Raw genomic sequence first — 18,474 nt, 5'->3', positions numbered from 1 at the left:
TCCTCTTATTTAATCTCAATTCGTGTTGATTCTTGAATCCAATTCGGGTAATAGTTTAATTCAACTTTGATTGGATTCATATCTGCTGACACATTTTGATCTAATTTTTTCCCAAGTATTCGTTTTTCTTCTTCCATACGCATATACTGCCCTGAACTATCAATCTTATCACCATTCTCAGCATGAACCTGGCCGAATGGACCAAAACCAAATCGTTCTTCAGGATCCTTGATTGTCATTCTAAAACCATTCCCCGATCTCTCTACAGCCTCAAATTGACCTAATGGATCGTGCAAAATTTCCTCATTTGCTAAATCCAATTTAATATATGAATTTTCAATAGGTACAGCTTGCAACTCATTAAATAATAATGTCAGAGAATCATTCGGTTCAAAATAATGACTTTGCAAAAATACAGAAAAAACGTCATATTCATTTGATCGCCAACTGCCAGTTCCAGTCACACCATTTCGAATACTTGCCCACACTTCACCTTCCTCATTAATTAGTCGAAGGTCTTCGAAATTTAATAGCGCCCATTCAGGGTTTTCAGGAACCTCTACTTTTACTTCTGTGCGAAGAGGATTCACGATCACTTCCGAAATTCGATACTGTTCGCTTCCAACTTGAAAAGGTTGATCGACGTCATAGTGAACTGGTTCAGCTTTATTCTCTGCTTCGAATGAGATCATAAATGATTTATTCAATCCTCGCCCTTTGACCTTGCCTTCTATCACAAATTTTGTATCCTTAACTGGTTCGTTAAAAAATATCTCCGTTTCATGCGTATACGAATTCGTCTCGCTTTGAGAAGGCATACCAAAACCAAGGGAACTTACTGGTAAACCCTCGCCATTTTGACGTTTAATGGATACATCCGAAAAATTCAACCTTTCTATTGGCTCCTCTGTTTCAATTGTATGGTAAACAACCATACCATATTGATCACGAATGACTCCATCAATCGTTAATGTCACGTCTCCATAATCAACTGATCGATCTATTTCTTCATAATAACCTTCTGATAAAGCTGCTTGTCGACCTTTATCCCATTTAACTAACTCAACTAAATGTTCGAAACCTGGCACTTTAGAGACTTGTTCAGCAAAAACAGGTGATGTGTTAACGCCAATCACAAACATAAACATCACAACTGCAGCTACTATAGTAGAACGCCACGTTCGCTTTAGGCGTTGATGACGTTTCTTTTTTATTTTCAACCCATCTGCAATTGACTGATTCAATCGTTCATCTGAAGGCCATTCATCTACGGTTTCATTTGCCCAATCATTTAACTTTTTTTCGAGATCAGCCATCATGACGTCCCCCTTTCTTCTCATTTAACAACTCTCTTAATTTATCTAAACAAACATGGATTCGGGATTTCAGTGTACCCTCAGCTACCTCATAATGCTTAGCCAATTCTTCATATGTATATCCGTGAAAGTATTTTAAGAAAATTAAGGTTTGCTCATCTTCACGCAATTCTTGAATCGCCCAGTCTAACAATAACGTCTCGGAGAAGTCTTTTGATCCATCTGTCATTTCATCATAATAGGCCATTGTCGGTTTTCTAGTCTGTTTCCTCAAAACATCTTGGCAATAATTGATCATCACACGAATCAGCCATGTTTTAGTATAGTTAGACTGGCGAATTTGTTTACGTTTTTTATAAGCTCGATAGGTCACTTCTTGCAGTGCCTCAAGTGCTGCTTCTTCAGATTTCAAAAAAGCATAAGCCGTTCGATATAAATCTTGACGATATGCTTGCACCACAGCAATAAACTGTTCATCTTCTGTTCGATCACGCAAGCCCTACTTCCCCCTTTTCAACCTCTTTCTAAGCATTAGACGATGAAATTTAGAAATCGTTTGGTATTTTTTAAAATTTACTATAAAAAAAGCACATCCCCTTGGGACATGCTTTTCCTTTCTTTACCCCTTAAACGCTGGAATTCGTCCACGCACATAAAAAGCTTCAAATAGTACGGTAAACGCTGCGGCAATACTTAAGTAAATTAGTGCATTCACCCAATCACTGGCCCACACAAATCCGATCGTCGTGATCACAACTTGAACAACCATAATAACTAAAATCAACTGATGAACCGCTTTACGCCGCACATCAACCGCAACTGGGTACAATCTCAACCACTCCACTGTTCGGTGATGATTGTAGATCGCGATAAACTGAAAACCTGACATGAACAAGAATAACACCGCAAACAACACTTTGCCCCAAAATGCTGGCACCCAGAACACGAAAAACAACGCTAAAGCGACCAACCTCAGATACATTCCGAAATAATCACCACTGCGGATAAACGTAATCGCATATAAATACTTGAATGTTTCTTTTCGGCTAATCGGCATGCGACCAGTAATCAGTCGAACTAAACCGTGACGCTTCTTCGGTTTCCGTTTTAAATCTGGTACATCTGTCGACATATTTGCAATCCGATAGAAAAATTGCAATTTCGCATCTTCTTGATCGATTAATCGATCCCAAGGCAGCGTAAATCCTTTATAAAGATTATGGTAGTTTAGAAAACAAACACCAACCATTAAAAGTGCTCCAATTAACGCATAATACGGCACGCCTAATGCTAAGAAGTACATAATAAATGCATTAATAATGAATCGTATCGCCATATCAAAATAATGATATCGCATATCTCGCGTTTTTTGCATAAACCAAGTAGCAAACAAGTTGCCCACTTTCACCATTAACGCAAAAACGATCATCACCAAGATATAGCTCGCACTGACATGATCATAAATCTGCAAATACAATGGCGCTAACGCAAATAACGCAATCGCAATCCAATAGCTTTGCATGACAAAACTATAGATGACCGCATTTCTAACATACGGTTTCAGTTTATTTTCAACTGGTAATAGAAACACGGTATCCGCTTCTTTAAAAAATGTTCGCACTGGACTGTATGTTAATAATGCCCCGACTATCCCAACAACAATCCATTCAACCGGAAACGTATCGGGTACTGTTTCTAGCCATGCCTGGTAAAAGTATGCGAAGGCAGCCACAAAGAAAATCATCGCAAACGCTAGATGATCATTAAAAATTAATCGCATATAACGGCTGACCATTTTGATATGAGACTGAAACCGCTCTTTCCATAACTGATTGGTATCCATATTAAGCATCGTCCTTTGTTAATTGCACATAAATATCATCCAAGCTTGATCCAGGCATGTTGAATTCAGTTCTTAACTCATCTAATGTACCATAAGCTCTAATCTTACCATGGTGAATAATGACAAATCGGTCGCAGTACTTCTCGGCTGTTGCCAGAATATGCGTAGACATAAGTACACCTGCCCCGCGCCCTTTCATCTCTTCCATCGTATCTAAATAAGACTGAATCGCTAATGGATCTAAACCAACAAATGGCTCGTCCACAATATAAAGTGATGGTTCCACTAAAAATGCACACATAATCATCACTTTTTGGCGCATCCCTTTTGAGAAATGAACAGGGAACCATTTTCGCTTTTTATCTAAATGAAATTCTTTTAACAACCATTCAGTTCGACTATTATATGTTTCCTCATCCAAACCATAAGCCATTGCGGTTAAACGTAAATGTTCTTCTAATGTTAATTCTTCATAAAGCATCGGCATTTCTGGAATATAAGCAAACTCCTGACGATAGGCTTCTAAATCTTCATTCATTTGTTTACCATTAATCGTGATCGAACCTTGTTTCGGATTCATTAAACCGATTATATGTTTAATTGTGGTACTTTTACCTGCTCCGTTCAATCCGATTAAACCAACTACTTCGCCCTGTTTAACCGAAAACGAAATATCGTGTAATACATTTTGTTGTGTATATCCACCTACAAGTCCGTCAATTTGTAATAAGTCACTCATACCATCCCTCTTTTCTCTAACTCTTTCCCTATCATACCAAAATTTTGAGACAATTCACTAGTTTAGACGGTTTATTCTTACATTCGACACATGTTTACGTTACAATAAAAGAAAGAATATTTCTTAGGAGGATGACCATGTCAGATTGCATTTTTTGTAAAATTCTCGATGGTGAGATTCCATCTGCCAAAATTTATGAAGACGATGATGTATACGCTTTTTTAGACATTAGCCAAGTAACAGAGGGACACACACTCGTCATCCCAAAGAAACACTGTGAAGATGTCTTTGATTTAGATGAAGATACAGCGGCTAAATTGTTTAAAGCGGTTCCTAAAATTGCTCGAGGAATCCGTTCAGCCTTCAATCCACAAGGCTTAAATATGCTTAATAACAATGGTTCATTTGCTGATCAAAGTGTTTTCCATGTTCATCTTCATTTAATTCCACGCTACGATGAATCAGACGGATTTAAATCTAAATGGCAGACACACGGTGATGACTACACGCCAGAACAACTTCAAAACATTGCACAATCCATTTCAAACGAGATATAAGAGAGATTATTGCGCAAGTAGACAGGGAATATCATATATAATAGCAGTAGATGACGAAAGGAGAAATCGCAATGCCAAACAGTAAGTCATTAATTTTAGGTGTATTTACAGGAGGATTGATTGGAGCATCTGTCTCTCTATTAACAACACCTTCCTCAGGCAGTGATATGCGCTTACGTGTCAAAGAGCAAAGTGAACGGTTACGTGAAATCACACAGGAATTGAAGGAAAATGGAATTGACCTTAAAGAACAACTAACACAGACATCTAAAGAAGGTGCAGAACTTCTTAAAGACCTATCTCAAGATATTAAAACATCCGTCGAAAGTTGGAAATCAACGGTTGAACCCCATCAAGAAAATCTTCAAGAACACCTTCGTCAGATCGAAGAAGGTATTAAAGAATTAGAGGAAAAGATGAAAGAACAAAATGCTAATCAGACATGATTGTTAACCTGCTCACCATTTGGTGAGCAGGTTTTTATTTTGCTTCATTGTGTACAAAAAAACTCTCCCTAACCGAAGTTAGAGAGAGCAAAATATCAATCATTCTAATGTCATCCAATTATTCAGCTGCTTCCAAATCTTCAATAGAATCTATATCCATATAACTCGGAACGACAAGACCGATTTTAGCACCTTCTAAGTTCGGACCTAAATCGACTACATCATCTTTAACACTTTCGTAGAAATCAGCATGCGTGAATGGCAACCAAGCTGCTGCTGTTGCATCAGCATCACCGTTCGCAACTGATTCAAACACAATTGAAGGATCTACAGGTGTTACATCAACTTCGAACCCTTGTTGCTCAAGAACAATTTTTAAAACACTTGAAGAAGCACGTTCTGAATCCCATGGTGTTGATGCAAGGGTAATAGTCGAACCATCACCTTCACCAACGCCATCTGTCCATTCAGATACTTTATCTTCATTGTCTTCTATCCACTTTTCAGCAACAGTACTGATTTCTTCATCATTCTGGTTTGCGTCATACATAATTTGCTCCATATCTTCAACTGACCACTTAAATTGATCGATCAATTTAAATGCTTCTGGATGATCACTTTCCAATCCTTGACGTGCTAGAGTTACGATGTTTTCAGCTTCACCGTAAACCCCTTTAGGATCTTCTAAATACTTCATATCTGGAAATTGAGCAAACATCCAATGCGGATTCCAACCAGTAACAACGATTGGTTCCTCTGCATTGATTGCCTCTTCTAATTCTGTAATCATTGCAGCTGTTGATGACGCTTCTAAATTCCAGCCTGATAAGCTATCATATTCTTCAATTGCTTTTTCTGTTGTAACCGTAATACCAGCACCAGGTTCAATCCCGATAATGGTATGCTCTACTTCTTCACTGTAATTGACACCTTCATTAGAATTTTCGTCGCTAGAAGCATCATCTGATCCACACGCAACAAGCGTGAGGACCAGGGATGCTACTAACATTAACATTCCCTTTTTAAAGTTCATGTATGTTAGAGTCTCCTTTATTGTGAGTAAATTACTCCATTGTAGTCCATTCATCAACTAACTCTTGATTGTTTTCAACGAAGTTAGCCGCTGCATCTTCAGGGCTAGTTCCTGCTTGAATCTCAGACATAACTGAGTTGAACTTCTCTTCGCCCCATTTGAAGTTGTCAAGTACTTGGTAAGCACCCGGCATATCTTCTTCTAGGCCTTCACGAACCATTGTTTCGATTGTTTCAGCATCACCATAAACGCCTTCAGGATCTTCTAGATATTTAAGATCCATTTCTGCGAATTTCCAGTGTGGAGACCAACCTGTTACAACAATTGGCTCTTCGTTTTCATATGCTTCTTGTAATGATGTAGCCATTGCACCAGAAGAAGAAGTTTGGACTGACCAGCCATCTAAGCCTTCATAAGTTTCCACTGCATCTTCTGTAGCTTGTACAACACCAGCACCTGGTTCGATACCAGTGAATGTTTCATTAAACTCATCACCATACTCACCTAGGTTTTCTAATGAGTCTGCTTCCACATATTCAGGTACAACAGCACCAATTTTAGCACCTTCAAAGTTAGGGCCAAGTTCTACCATTGAATCTGAATGCTCTTCGTAAAGATTACCGTGAGTATTTGGTAACCAAGCAGCTACCATACCATCAGCGTCTCCACTTGCAACTGACTGCCACATAACAGCGTTATCTAGTGGAGTTAATGTAACATCATAACCTAGATCTTCTAATACTTTACCAATTACGTGAGTTGATGCAATCTCTGTTGCCCACTCAACGTAAACTAGCTCAATTTCACCTTCGTGAGTGATGTCGCCAGATTCACTTGAACCTTCTGAATCTGAGCCGCTATCTTCTGATTGTTCTGTGTCTTCACCATTTCCTTCTGAATCTGAGCCAGAACCTTCATCGCTACTACCACAAGCGGCAATCACCATGATTAACGCAAGCATAGCTACAAGGCCTAAGCTTTTCCATGTTCCTTTTAACATGTTAAAACAACTCCCCTTTACCTTAATATAATATATTGGAACTCCTCTCCCATTACAGGAGAGAAGAGCTTCCTTAATTTATTTACCCTTATTTAAGCTTTGGGTAAAGCGATCGATGATAATCGCAAGGATTACGATACCGAAACCGGCAACGAATCCTGTTCCTGCTTCAGCACGTTGCAGTGCAGATAGTACGTCACGGCCTAAGCCTGGCGCACCGATCATCGAAGCGATAACAACCATTGATAGTGATAACATCACAGTCTGGTTCACACCAGCCATAATCGTTGTTTTCGCCATTGGTAATTCAACTTTAAAGAGCTTCTGACTTCCAGTTGTACCGAAAGCGTCTGAAGCCTCTACTAATTCGTCTGAAACTTGGCGGATACCTAAGTTTGTAAAACGAACAACAGGTGGTGTTGCGAATACGAATGATGCAAACACACCTGGAACCATTCCGATACCAAAGAAGGCAACGGCCGGAATTAAGTAAACGAATGCCGGCATTGTCTGCATGAAGTCAAGTACCGGTGTAATTATATTTTGAGCTATGTTACTCTTCGACATTAGAATCCCGAAAGGAATACCAACTATGACAGAAATTAAACTGGCATAGAAGACTAATGTGAAGGTATACATAAGTTGCTCCCAAAGTTCTTGGTTATGAATAAAAATCAAACCAACAATTGAAAATGCTGCTAAACCAAACTTCTTGCCTGATAAGAAAAAGGCAATAAGTGCAATAAGAATAATAATTATAATCGGTGGTACCATGCTTAGATATTCAGCAGATGTATCAAGCAACCACCCAAACCCTTCTTGAACAGGGTCGAAAATAAATGAAAACCAATCTGTAATTTTGTCTACTCCAAGGTCTATCCATTTTGCTACTGGTATTTGTGGTATATTATCAAGCATCGTCTGCGTCCACCTCATTTCCATCAGCTAATGCTGCGATTACAGCACCACGTACGATAATACCGCGAAGTTTTCCGTCTTCTGTCACGGCGACTGGTACGGGTGAATCGTGAATAATATTAAAAATCTCATTAATTTGTGTTTCTTTATCGACAGATGGAACCTCAGTTTTCATAATTTCACTAAGTTTCTGAACACCATCTTCACGTGCTTGACGTGCTTCATCCGCTGTTACATAACCTTTAAGATTACGAGAACGGTCTGTTACAAAGATCGATGAAAGCCCTTGTTCACGCATTCTTTCTAGCGCAACACGTGGACCATGTTTATCATAGTCAACAGTCTCAGGACGTTTCATAATATGTTCTGCTGTTAAAACTTTTGAACGGTCGACGTCTTCTACGAACTTCTCAACGTAATCGTTCGCTGGGTTAGTCAGAATTTCTTCTGGAGAACCAATTTGAACAATCGAACCGTCTTTCATTAATGCAATACGATCACCAATACGTAACGCTTCGTCTAAGTCGTGTGTAATAAAGACAATCGTTTTCTGCATTTTTTCTTGTAGATCTAGTAGCTCATCTTGCATGTCTTTACGAATAAGTGGGTCTAATGCTGAGAATGCCTCATCCATTAGAAGAACTTCTGGATCATTCGCTAAAGCACGTGCAAGACCTACACGTTGTTGCATACCACCTGATAATTGGCTTGGCAACTGTTCAACATAACCGCCTAGACCAACAAGTTCAAGTGCTTCTTCAGCTTTTTTAGAACGTTCTTCTTTATCCATACCTTGAATTTCTAGGCCAAATTCTGCGTTTTCACGCACAGATCTAAATGGGAATAAAGCAAAACGTTGGAATACCATACTCATTTTCGTACGACGGATTTCACGTAAATCTTCTTTATTCATGGTAGCTAGATTTTGTCCGTCGATTTCAACGCTACCTTCTGTCGGTTCAATCAAGCGATTTAAAAGTCGTACTAATGTCGACTTACCACTACCTGAAAGACCCATGATTACGAAGACTTCTCCTTCTTCTACCTCAAAAGTTGCTCGGTTAACACCGACAGTACAACCAGTTTTATCGAGGACCTCTTCTTTGGAGTAACCTTCGTCTAATAATTTCGTTGCCTCTTTTGTTCTCTTACCGAAAATCTTCGATAAATTTTCGACTTTAATCGGCACTAGTTTACACCTCTCTCTTCCTCAATCACTTTAATCATATAACTTATGTTGTAATCACTTTGTAACAATCACTCTTCTAACTATATTACTTTCGACAAAAAAACTCAACTTGGACATAAAGCGACATAGCTCTATTTAGTCCGTAAAGTTAAAACTGAACAAACTTATCAGACGAAATACTAAATTTTTCTCTCTTATACTAGCAAATACTATCTATTTTACTGGTTTGTTTTTGTAAGAAAGTAGTGTAAATTAAAACCAGAAGTCCTAAGGAGGCTTATTGGTATGCGTACACAAGAAAGGGACGAAGCACTTGAAGCTTTTCATTACAATATGATTAGCGAGTTTTCGAAAACGTTAGAAATGTTTTCCTTAAACACAACAGAATCACAATTATTTGTTATTCTCTACTTAAGTGAAGAGCCGATGACGTTGGATGATATGAAAAATGCTCTTGGAAAAAGTAAAACTGCTATGAGTAATGCCATTCACACCTTGCTGAACTTCAACCTAGTAGAACGTGTTTGGAAAAAAGGTGTTCGAAAAGACTTATACCAAGCTGAAAAGGATCTCTATGAGAAGTTTATGAACGCTTATGTTAACCGTTGGCTTGAAGCCATTGCTAAGCAAAAATCTAATTTGGAGCAAATTGAAAAGCAATTCTGTAATGATTCAGCTCAAAATAAACAAACCAATCTAAAATTACAAGAAGCCTTGAAATTTCATGATGCACTAGAAGATGTTTTTAACGATTTACATAAAGAATACTAAATAATCTTTACAGCGAGTTGTTAGGTGTTAAAAAATTCCTACAACTCGTTTTCTTTATATTATGTTAAACTATAACAAAACTCAAGTTATATACACTTGAGTCATAATTTAAACTTTATCATTAAATAGCGTTACTCCATGAGTTATTTCGGGTAAGCTATAAAGATATACTTTAATACCAATAAAAAGGGGGCGTTGTCGTGAGTGAACAAAATTATTCATTACAAGAAGCTATTCTTTATTCACACAAAATGGCACAGTTAACGAAAGCTGTTTGGAAGCAAATCGAAAAAGATTGGCAAAACTGGGTAAAGCCATTCGACTTAAACTTAAACGAACATCATATACTATGGATTTGTTATCATTTAGATGGCGCAAGCATTTCTGAAATATCTAAGTTCGGGATTATGCATGTGTCTACAGCTTTTAATTTCTCCAAAAAGCTTGAAGAACGTGAGCTCCTAACATTTTCAAAGCGAGAAGAAGATAAACGAAATACGTATATTGAGTTAACAGAGTCTGGCAAACGTCTTTTTGAAGAAACAATGGAAGCGCATGCTCAAGGAACTGATAAAAACACCGTTATGCAAGCTTCATTACCTTTAAAAGATTTATATGGTAGATTTCCCGAATTCCAAGAGTTAGAAGCTATTGTGAAAGAGATTTATGGCGAAGAATATCTAGACATTTTAGACCGCTCCATCGCAAGTATTAAAGCGGAATATTAAGAAGGTGTAATTTTTTTGTCAAAAGGGTTGAATTTTTTCTTTGTAAGGCGTATTATCACCCTTGTAATAGACGTTACAAGGCAACGCAACGCCTAAATTCAATGATAAAGGAGGCCCTATCATGACTTGTTGGAAAACGATCAACATTTCAAGAGAATTCGGCCATAATCGACTGAAAATCTTATCGGTTTTTTTCAGTATTATGTCATTTATAGTCCTATTTGTTCCATTTTCGATTATTCACCATAATGTGTCGTTACATGAACCCGCGCTTTGGCAAGTTTTGTTAGGGCTATTAACATTACCTATTTTGCATAAATTAGCTCACGCATTTCCACTTACCTTTACGAGTAAGGAATTTACGTTAAAATGGTATTTTAAATACCGCTATATACCAATGTTAAAATTTAAGATGCGTTCAAGTTTATCGAAACGCACATCCATTATTATGATGTTAGCACCTACCATTGTATTGACATTACCATTGTTAGCTGGCGCAATCGTATTACCGACATTTTATCCAATCTTGATTGTATTTACTGCAATTCATCTGGGTATTTCCCTTACAGATTGGTTAATGTTATCATTCTTTATTAGAGCACCAAAACAATGTATTGTAGAAAAGTCAAAACACAATTATGATATTCTCGTTCAGTCTCCACAAGCGTAGTATGATCGTAAGTCATTAGGAGGGGGAAACATTGCTACTGTTTTATGTACCATTTGCGTTGTTTATTTTTTACGCATTTAATACTATGACCCAGAAATTCTGTACAAAATCTGAGATGTCTAACGAAAAAAGCGTTAAAGTTTATCGTATGATTAACATTTCAATGCTTGTCTTACTCATCTCATCTTACTATGAAGTGAATTTTCTATAAAAAAAGGTTGATCTTCAAATGAAGATCAACCTTTTTTGTGAGTTTTTTAGAACCAAGCGGCGCCCACAATGATGAGTAAAATGAACAACACAACAATTAAAGAAAATCCGCTGTAATAATCTTTTCCATAACTCATTTTTTCACCCCCTAATCCATATCTATCTTATTGTATGGTTGTGAAAGCTCAAACGAATAGGCATGTGTCAATTTGATTAATGCCACTTTAAAATATTTATGGTATAGTTATGATTGTACATATAGAAAAATGGGGGAATCAGAGTTGAAAAAACTGATCGTACTACTCTTAGCAAGTATTTTATTTATTACTGCCTGTCAATCAGAGGAGGAAGTAGTTGTAGAATCTGAAACAGGTAATATCACAAAGGACGAGTTCTATAATGAATTGAAGGAGCGTCACGGCGAGGAAGTCTTAGAGCAAATTACGAAAGAAATGGTTCTTGAATCGCAATACGACGTGTCTCAAGAAGAGATTGACCAAGATATAGAAGAATTCAAATCGCAATTAGGGCCTCAATTCGAACAATTCCTAGCTCAACAAGGTTATGAAAATGAAGAAGATTTCCGTAACGACTTTTATATGAGTCAGCTTGAATTCAAAGCAGCAACGGATGACCTAGATGTTTCAGATGAAGATGTGCGCATGCGTTATGAAAATATGCAACAAGAAGTAAAAGCGCGCCACATTTTAGTTGAGGACAAAAGCACTGCAGAAGAAGTCATTCAAAAATATGAAGATGGTCAAGAATTCGAAGCTCTTGCTGAAGAATACTCAACTGATGGTTCTGCCAGCTCAGGTGGTGACCTTGGCTATTTCACTGGCGGTGACATGGTATTACCATTTGAACGCGCAGCCTTCTCACTAGATGTAGGTGAAATTAGTGAGCCTGTCGAAACACAGCATGGTTGGCATGTCATTCTAGTTGAGGACAAGCGCGAAGCCGATGTGGAATTAGATTCCTTCGAAAACATGGAAAGTCAAATTCGAGAGTCATTATTAGCTTCTCAAGTCTCACAAGATGAACTCAATTCAATTATTGATGACGTGATGAATGAAGCTGATGTGTCCATACAAGACGATGACTTAGACCATATCTTTGATTCAGAAAACGAAAGTGAAGACGAATAATATAGTTAACACAGAAAAGTTCCGAAACATGTCTAAAAGCTGTTTCGGAACTTTTTATATACCTAAATTGTTGGCTTATAAAATTGACGGTTCTCCATTGGAAAAATACGGTCAGTAAATTCACCAGGTTCCACTTTTTCAAGTGCCCGATTCATCATGTTCATCTTAGCATCAATCATATCAATTTGGTGCAATATTTCAGCTTCACGAACAATCGGCGTTTTCGGGCTTCCCCATTCATTTTTACCGTGGTGGCTTAAAACGAGATGTTGTAGTAGCATCACTTCTTCACCTTCGATCCCTAATTCTTGAGCCGTCACTTTAATTTCTTCGACCATCATTGAAATATGACCAAGCATTTTACCTTCAAGTGTATAAGATGGTGAAGCTGGTGAGGATAGCTCTTTGACTTTACCGATATCGTGTAAAATAATACCCGCATACAATAAATCCATATTTAAATCAGGATAGAGCGTCTTGAGTGATTGAGCGATTTTAAGCATGCTAATAACATGGTGCATCAGTCCAGAAGCATATTCGTGATGATTCTTTGTTGCAGCTGGGTAAACAAACACATCGTCGTTATACTTTTTCAAAATCTGTCTGACGATCCGTTGAATATTAGGGTTTTCCAATGCAAAGATGGTTTGTGTTAAATAATCTTTCATTTCCTCCAAATCGACGGGTGCTTTCTCGATAAAGTCTTCTACTTTAACACCATCCATCTCATTAGCCAGACGAATTTGGCGTATATTCAATTGATGCTTCCCGCGAAATTGACGAATCTCACCTTGCACATGAACGATTGATTCCGCAAGAAACGTTTCTTCGTCTTCTTTCGCTGCTTCCCACAATTTTGCCTCGATTTCACCACTTAAGTCCCGAAACACAATCGTTAAAAAGGGTTTGCCATTACTCGCAACTCCTTTATCAACGGATTTAATTAATAAGTAACCTTCAAATTGATCTCCAACTTCTCGGTTAGCTACGCCTTGTGTCATATCATCGCACTCCTTTTATTAAACTATTATCTTCTTCGCTAATTTAAATGTATCACATGATAAGGTGTAGATGATGGTCCCTCTTCAAATGAAAAATAAATAATTTGTTGTTTCTTTGCTTGTTGGGATAGGATCCTCATCATTTCTTGTTTGCGTTCATGATCAAAATGGACAAACGCATCATCCAATATAAACGGAAATGCTTTGGTATCTCTTAAAGACTCATTTAAAGCGAACCTTAAAGCAACATAGAGTTGATCAGCAGTCCCGTCTGACAATTGCCTCACATCAAACCATACATCATCATATCGCTTTACCATTAACGATTCCTCTTGGGAAAATCGAACGGTTTGATAGATTTCTTGAGTCAACTTATTAAATAATTGAGAGGTTTGAGTCAATACATGAGGTAAGTAATCGTATTGATACTTTGACTTTGTATCTTGAATAAGTCCTTTAGCTACTTTTAAAGCTGCCCATTGTTTTGACAATGTTTTAATTTCATCTTCAATTTTGGATCGCTTATGAATAAGGTCAGATAAACGTCCATCTTCTTCTATTTGCCTAATATGTGCCGTACAATCAGCTAGTCGTTGTCGTTTGTCCTCTAACTGTGCCTCTCCTGTCTCTTTTCGATGTCGATTGTCCTGAAGCGACTCTTGTAAGTGATCCCAGTTATAAGACTGAGCAATCACCTCGTCTGTACTGTCACCGAATAATTGTTTAACAGCTTCGTATGCTTCGGTCCTCTTCTGGTCTTTCTCTCGATAAGTGGCAAACGCCTGAATGACATCTTCTAACTCCGCTTCATTTTCTACATCAATTTCCGACAACATATCCTCCATTGCTTGTTCATACGGGGCATATTCGTCTTTTAACTCTTGTAATTGCTTCTCTAATTCTTCTAACCAATGATGATGCTGATCTATTTGATTTGTTATATCACGTTCTTGATTTAAATATTCACGCACTAATGATAAGCCAGCTTGGTCGTCACGCCAATTCAAATCATTCACATAATAAGATAAAAAGCGTTGCATTTGTTCCTTGATATAGTCGAGCGAGGATTCGACCGTTTGCTGCGAGTCAACTAATTGATCGATATCACTCAATATATGTTTGGCATTAATCAATTGTTGGGCAATATCTTCCCATTGCTCGAGTTCATAGCGTTCTAGCCATGAATGTTGATTAATTTCTTGGTTTTGTTTGAATTCTAGATCATCAATGATTTCTTCAATCGACAATCGTTCGCTTTCAACTTGACGTAATTCACTGTTCACGTAATCGATTTTGGTTTGAAGATCGCGATTATCATTGATAAGCTGATCATCATTCTCTATGATACGTTGTAATTCGCTTTTTTCTTGTTCTAAAGAAACCTTTTCTGAGTTATCTGATTGACTTGCCTCTTGACCATTAGTTCGTTGCAATCGATTGTGTAGGGCATAAAATGCTATGCCACTGATGCCAGCATACACATAACTAAAAACATTCATCCAACCCATGACACCAGCTAAAACAAACCCAACCGCTAAAGCAAGAGCCAACCATTTACCTATCATAAATGACGACTGTTCTAAAGATGATTGATGATTACGTGAAGAGCTACCACGTGAGGCACCACTTTGATCGACAAAAATCTGTTGGTTAACGTGCTCAAGTTTCCGTGAGGTCGCGGCACGTTCCTCTTCTGTCAGTAATCTCTTTTGATTATCTTGCTGCTTAGATTCTAATGATCTCAATTCATCTAATTTTATTCGTTTACGACGTTCTAAATCACTTAATTTTTCTGCATTCGCATGTAAGTCATAAGCAATTCGTGACCATGTTTGTTTCGTATAATCACTAATGGATAATGATCTTAATTCAGTTTCATCAACTGGCAAATTCAGTTTTTGTAATTGTGAACGCTTTGACTGAATTTGGTTAGATAAATCATCATATTGCTGTTTCTTATGTTCCCATTCCACCGTCCAAGCTTGAATCTCATCAAGTGTGAATGGAAAATGGGCTTTTTTTGATTGAGCCATTAGCCGATTGCGTTCTTCTTTCGCTTCACTCATCTTAGCCATAATCGCTCGAGCGCGATCATCATAGGTTTGACGTTTCGCTTTAACATCCTCATATCGATCAATGACATCTTGGGACAAATGTGAATGATTAAGCAATGATGCCATTTCCTGATCAAGTAATTGAACACGATCAATGGAAGAAGATACTTGAAGCAATTGTTGATAGTCTTTGATTTGTTGATTTAACTGTTCATCTTCATGTTTTAATGTTTGGATATCTAATTCCAATTGTTTGGCTTCTTGATAAAGTGTAGCGTGTTCTTGTTCTTTTATTTGTGCTTTCTCAATTTCTTCATTAATAGCCTTTAATTGCTGCAAAGCTTGGTTAATAGGAGGTTTGCGACCTTGTTTCTTGAACAGTTTATCGCTCTCTTTCGTTAAGCCTTGTTCAATCTCAACAATATCCTCAGAACCTGTTAAGCCTAAATTGAATAGGACTTTTCCAATATCATCTGATTGTTGATGTCGAATGGCTTCGAGATCACGATCCTGAAAAGAAAAAATGGCTTGATAAATATAATGATCGACATGATTCAATAACCGCTCGATTTCTTTATCCTGAACGATTTCCCCAGCTAAATACCCTACTCTCTTACCTCGATTACGATGAGAAAATCGCTCAATCGTGTATTTTTTTACTCCATCTGTTAAAATGAGCCGACCACCTAGTTGCCCATCCAATAATGACGTATATTGTTCACGCTCAGAAGCTGATAATCCAAATAAGATATACGTGATAAATGATCGTAGTGATGATTTACCTGACTCGTTAGTACCGTATAAATAATTAAATCCACTTGTTAAATCGATCGTTTTTTGATGCCATTTCCCAAATGACACCACTTCTAATTGCTTTATCCACACATTAATCCCTTCTATCATTCAGTAATTGATTGATGACTAATTGTTCTGCTTGGTCTTGAATATCTGATAGTTCCTCATCACTAAATGTTCCGATATGATCTTTGAACTGGCGATGTTGAAGTAAATCGGTTAAATAAGTCGTCACATGGTTTTTATCATGTTCATCTGATAATTTTATCACTTCACCGACAAATTGATTCGATTGTTTAAGCTGATTACGATCGTAGGAAACACTCGTTTTTAACTCTAAATGCGTTAACCAAACCCAGTCGTTAACTTGATTTTCCTGCTCATTTAGCCACTGTAACAACTCTATTTCATAGCCTTGAAGAACATCTGGCACAATGACTTGAAGACGTAGCCAAACCTTGCCATGTTGATGTCTTAATTGATCCTTATAATCAGCCAGCACTTTGACAAGATCGTCGATTTTATCACTTGATGAGGCGGTCGTTTGTTCATCTAAAAAAAGCACATCATGTAATGAATGGAAGGAAAGATTAGTTTGTTGCTCCGTTAATTCCACAACATAACAACCTTTCTCCCCTGTTTCCTTCATATGACGACCTTGGATATTACCTGGATAGACGATATAAGGTCTTTGAGCTAATAGTTCACGCTTATGAATATGACCGAGCGCCCAATAATCAAATGATTTTGCCTTCAATTCTTCCAACTGAAACGGCGCGTATTGATCGTGCTCTTCATTCGATTTTAAACTCCCGTGTAAAGTCGCAATATGATAACCTGGCCTGTCAATTCGCTCGTATTCATGTACTTTGGGTTCTCTTACGGCTCTTGATTCATAGCTGAATCCATATAAATGTGCTTCGGTTTCCCCTTTTTTGAATGTTGTCACTGTCACTTCTTCACTTGGGAAAACATAGGTGTTTTCAGGCAGTGTTAAGTCCACTTTGCGCATCATACCATAATCATGATTACCAAAACTGATGAAAACGTTAATTCCGTACTCATTTAGTTGTGATAACCCTCGTTTTAGCGTCACAAGTGATTTTAAAGAAGCGGACTGAACATCAAATAGATCGCCAACAATTACTACAAAATCAACTTGTTCATGAATGGCGAGGTCAATCAAACGTTCGAACGCTTTTAACGTCGCGTTCTGCACATCATATAAGATATTTTCTGGTACTTCACGCATCCCTTTAAAAGGGCTGTCTAAATGTAAATCGGCTGTATGTATAAATCGAATCGGCTGTTTCATCGTGATCCTCCTTATTATGTATTTTACCAAAAGATAAAAGCGAATGCACGTTCGATAACTATCAAATGTTTAAGGCGTCAGACTATTTACAAAACTCCTGAAATTCCATATAGTTAAAGTAGCCTAACTATATTTGAGGAGGACAAACATGAAGACTTATTTTTTAACGGTTTTTTCACAAAAGGGAGAGAACTTATTAGACGATACAATTGAAGCGCAAAATGATGAGGAAGCATCAAAGATTGGTAAAGAGCGTCTAGCTGAACACGGCTATCAAGACACGACTCATCGTTGTGTATCACCAGATGGACGTCTAGTGTTATTTCACCGATAAGACAAAAAGAGGCTGCCGCATCTGCGACAGCCTATCAATATTTATTGTTGTTGTTCATCTTCGCCGTAAAGTTCTTCTAACGGTTTCGTAATAATCTTACTTACATCGCCAATTAATGTATTAAGGCGCTGCTCTTCTTCCATAAGCTTAGAAATATCTTCATTTTGTTGAACAAGTTCAACAACTTGTTGAGCTTTCTCAACTTCTTCTTGTGTGATTTCTTCACCTTGTGCTTGCTTTTGTTGCAATTCAAGCTGTGTATCACGGAAGTTATCGAACATTTGCTTCGTTGTTGGATCGTTCATTACTTTCTCATACGCTTCTTTTAGCGCTTGGAATTCTTCACTTTCGCGAAGTCCTTTTTCTAAATCGTAAGCTAAATCATAAATATTTGACACAATATACCT

General features: G+C 37.6%; 21 protein-coding genes. 8 read left to right on the top strand and 13 right to left on the bottom strand.

Features of this window, described 5'->3' with window-relative positions:
• Nucleotides 1–5: 5 nt before the first annotated feature.
• The 4 genes from ACKXGF_RS04365 to ACKXGF_RS04350 form a co-directional block, all read right to left on the bottom strand.
• A complete protein-coding gene (locus tag ACKXGF_RS04365; RefSeq protein ID WP_411955017.1) occupies nt 6–1,316 on the bottom strand; it encodes a DUF4179 domain-containing protein in 1,311 nt (436 codons plus the stop codon).
• Nucleotides 1,309–1,812, bottom strand: a complete 504-nt coding sequence (locus ACKXGF_RS04360) for an RNA polymerase sigma factor (RefSeq protein ID WP_411955016.1) — start codon at nt 1,810–1,812, stop codon at nt 1,309–1,311. Before ACKXGF_RS04360 ends, ACKXGF_RS04365 begins: the two co-directional genes overlap by 8 nt.
• A gap of 123 nt (nt 1,813–1,935) precedes the next feature.
• Nucleotides 1,936–3,159, bottom strand: coding sequence for an ABC transporter permease (locus ACKXGF_RS04355; protein WP_411955015.1), 1,224 nt, complete (start codon nt 3,157–3,159; stop codon nt 1,936–1,938).
• 1 nt (nt 3,160) lies between these two features.
• Nucleotides 3,161–3,898 carry an ABC transporter ATP-binding protein gene (locus ACKXGF_RS04350; RefSeq protein ID WP_411955014.1) on the bottom strand — a complete coding sequence of 246 codons (738 nt, stop codon included), beginning with the start codon at nt 3,896–3,898 and terminating at the stop codon, nt 3,161–3,163.
• A gap of 137 nt (nt 3,899–4,035) precedes the next feature.
• Between ACKXGF_RS04350 and ACKXGF_RS04345 the strand changes: the two genes are divergently transcribed.
• Both ACKXGF_RS04345 and ACKXGF_RS04340 read left to right on the top strand, forming a co-directional pair.
• The gene (locus ACKXGF_RS04345) at nt 4,036–4,455 is read left to right on the top strand and encodes an HIT family protein (protein WP_167262772.1); all 420 of its coding nucleotides are present in this window, start codon (nt 4,036–4,038) and stop codon (nt 4,453–4,455) included.
• Between the two features lie 71 nt (nt 4,456–4,526).
• Nucleotides 4,527–4,901, top strand: a complete 375-nt coding sequence (locus tag ACKXGF_RS04340; protein WP_167262774.1) for a YtxH domain-containing protein — start codon at nt 4,527–4,529, stop codon at nt 4,899–4,901.
• Nucleotides 4,902–5,019: 118 nt separating this feature from the next.
• Here the strand turns inward: ACKXGF_RS04340 and ACKXGF_RS04335 are convergent, their stop codons facing one another.
• The 4 genes from ACKXGF_RS04335 to ACKXGF_RS04320 form a co-directional block, all read right to left on the bottom strand.
• On the bottom strand, nt 5,020–5,934 hold the full coding sequence (locus ACKXGF_RS04335) for a glycine betaine ABC transporter substrate-binding protein (RefSeq protein ID WP_411955013.1): 915 nt from the start codon (nt 5,932–5,934) through the stop codon (nt 5,020–5,022).
• A gap of 31 nt (nt 5,935–5,965) precedes the next feature.
• Nucleotides 5,966–6,934: a glycine betaine ABC transporter substrate-binding protein gene (locus ACKXGF_RS04330; RefSeq protein WP_411955012.1), complete on the bottom strand. Its 969-nt coding sequence runs from the start codon at nt 6,932–6,934 to the stop codon at nt 5,966–5,968.
• Between the two features lie 78 nt (nt 6,935–7,012).
• Nucleotides 7,013–7,852: an ABC transporter permease gene (locus tag ACKXGF_RS04325; RefSeq protein WP_167262780.1), complete on the bottom strand. Its 840-nt coding sequence runs from the start codon at nt 7,850–7,852 to the stop codon at nt 7,013–7,015.
• Nucleotides 7,845–9,041 carry a betaine/proline/choline family ABC transporter ATP-binding protein gene (locus ACKXGF_RS04320; protein WP_167262782.1) on the bottom strand — a complete coding sequence of 399 codons (1,197 nt, stop codon included), beginning with the start codon at nt 9,039–9,041 and terminating at the stop codon, nt 7,845–7,847. The genes ACKXGF_RS04325 and ACKXGF_RS04320 overlap by 8 nt, the downstream gene beginning before the upstream one ends.
• Nucleotides 9,042–9,326: 285 nt before the next feature.
• On the opposite strand from ACKXGF_RS04320, the gene ACKXGF_RS04315 reads away from it, so the two are divergent.
• From ACKXGF_RS04315 to ACKXGF_RS04300, 4 genes are all read left to right on the top strand, one after another.
• Complete coding sequence (locus ACKXGF_RS04315) at nt 9,327–9,812, top strand: GbsR/MarR family transcriptional regulator (protein ID WP_411955011.1); 486 nt, start codon at nt 9,327–9,329, stop codon at nt 9,810–9,812.
• Nucleotides 9,813–10,012: 200 nt separating this feature from the next.
• A complete protein-coding gene (locus ACKXGF_RS04310; protein WP_167262784.1) occupies nt 10,013–10,540 on the top strand; it encodes an HTH-type transcriptional regulator Hpr in 528 nt (175 codons plus the stop codon).
• Between the two features lie 121 nt (nt 10,541–10,661).
• Nucleotides 10,662–11,210: a DUF3267 domain-containing protein gene (locus tag ACKXGF_RS04305; RefSeq protein WP_411955010.1), complete on the top strand. Its 549-nt coding sequence runs from the start codon at nt 10,662–10,664 to the stop codon at nt 11,208–11,210.
• Between the two features lie 31 nt (nt 11,211–11,241).
• Entirely contained in the window at nt 11,242–11,421 is a 180-nt protein-coding gene (locus ACKXGF_RS04300) for a hypothetical protein (protein ID WP_167262788.1), read from the top strand.
• Between the two features lie 46 nt (nt 11,422–11,467).
• Here ACKXGF_RS04300 and ACKXGF_RS04295 read toward each other — a convergent pair whose 3' ends face one another.
• Nucleotides 11,468–11,557 carry a YjcZ family sporulation protein gene (locus ACKXGF_RS04295; RefSeq protein ID WP_167262790.1) on the bottom strand — a complete coding sequence of 30 codons (90 nt, stop codon included), beginning with the start codon at nt 11,555–11,557 and terminating at the stop codon, nt 11,468–11,470.
• Between the two features lie 144 nt (nt 11,558–11,701).
• Between ACKXGF_RS04295 and ACKXGF_RS04290 the strand changes: the two genes are divergently transcribed.
• Nucleotides 11,702–12,568 (top strand): peptidylprolyl isomerase, encoded by an 867-nt coding sequence (locus ACKXGF_RS04290; protein WP_411955009.1) that lies wholly within the window; start codon nt 11,702–11,704, stop codon nt 12,566–12,568.
• Between the two features lie 62 nt (nt 12,569–12,630).
• Here the strand turns inward: ACKXGF_RS04290 and yhaM are convergent, their stop codons facing one another.
• From yhaM to ACKXGF_RS04275, 3 genes are read right to left on the bottom strand one after another with little or no spacing between them, the layout of a single operon-like run.
• Complete coding sequence (yhaM, locus tag ACKXGF_RS04285) at nt 12,631–13,569, bottom strand: 3'-5' exoribonuclease YhaM (protein WP_411955007.1); 939 nt, start codon at nt 13,567–13,569, stop codon at nt 12,631–12,633.
• Nucleotides 13,570–13,607: 38 nt separating this feature from the next.
• Nucleotides 13,608–16,508, bottom strand: a complete 2,901-nt coding sequence (locus ACKXGF_RS04280) for an AAA family ATPase (protein ID WP_411955005.1) — start codon at nt 16,506–16,508, stop codon at nt 13,608–13,610.
• A gap of 1 nt (nt 16,509) precedes the next feature.
• A complete protein-coding gene (locus ACKXGF_RS04275) occupies nt 16,510–17,733 on the bottom strand; it encodes a metallophosphoesterase family protein (protein WP_411955003.1) in 1,224 nt (407 codons plus the stop codon).
• A gap of 148 nt (nt 17,734–17,881) precedes the next feature.
• Here ACKXGF_RS04275 and ACKXGF_RS04270 point away from each other — a divergent pair, with 148 nt between their 5' ends.
• On the top strand, nt 17,882–18,067 hold the full coding sequence (locus tag ACKXGF_RS04270) for a YhzD family protein (protein ID WP_411955002.1): 186 nt from the start codon (nt 17,882–17,884) through the stop codon (nt 18,065–18,067).
• 41 nt (nt 18,068–18,108) lie between these two features.
• On the opposite strand, the gene ACKXGF_RS04265 is transcribed toward ACKXGF_RS04270, so the two are convergent.
• Nucleotides 18,109–18,465 (bottom strand): YlbF family regulator, encoded by a 357-nt coding sequence (locus tag ACKXGF_RS04265; protein WP_306976754.1) that lies wholly within the window; start codon nt 18,463–18,465, stop codon nt 18,109–18,111.
• Between the last annotated feature and the right edge of the window lie 9 nt (nt 18,466–18,474).

Source organism: Alkalibacillus sp. S2W (assembly GCF_046764385.1).
Taxonomy (GTDB): domain Bacteria; phylum Bacillota; class Bacilli; order Bacillales; family Alkalibacillaceae; genus Alkalibacillus; species Alkalibacillus almallahensis.
Note: the sequence above shows the minus strand (reverse complement) of the source record. Positions and strands in the feature narration are given on the sequence as shown.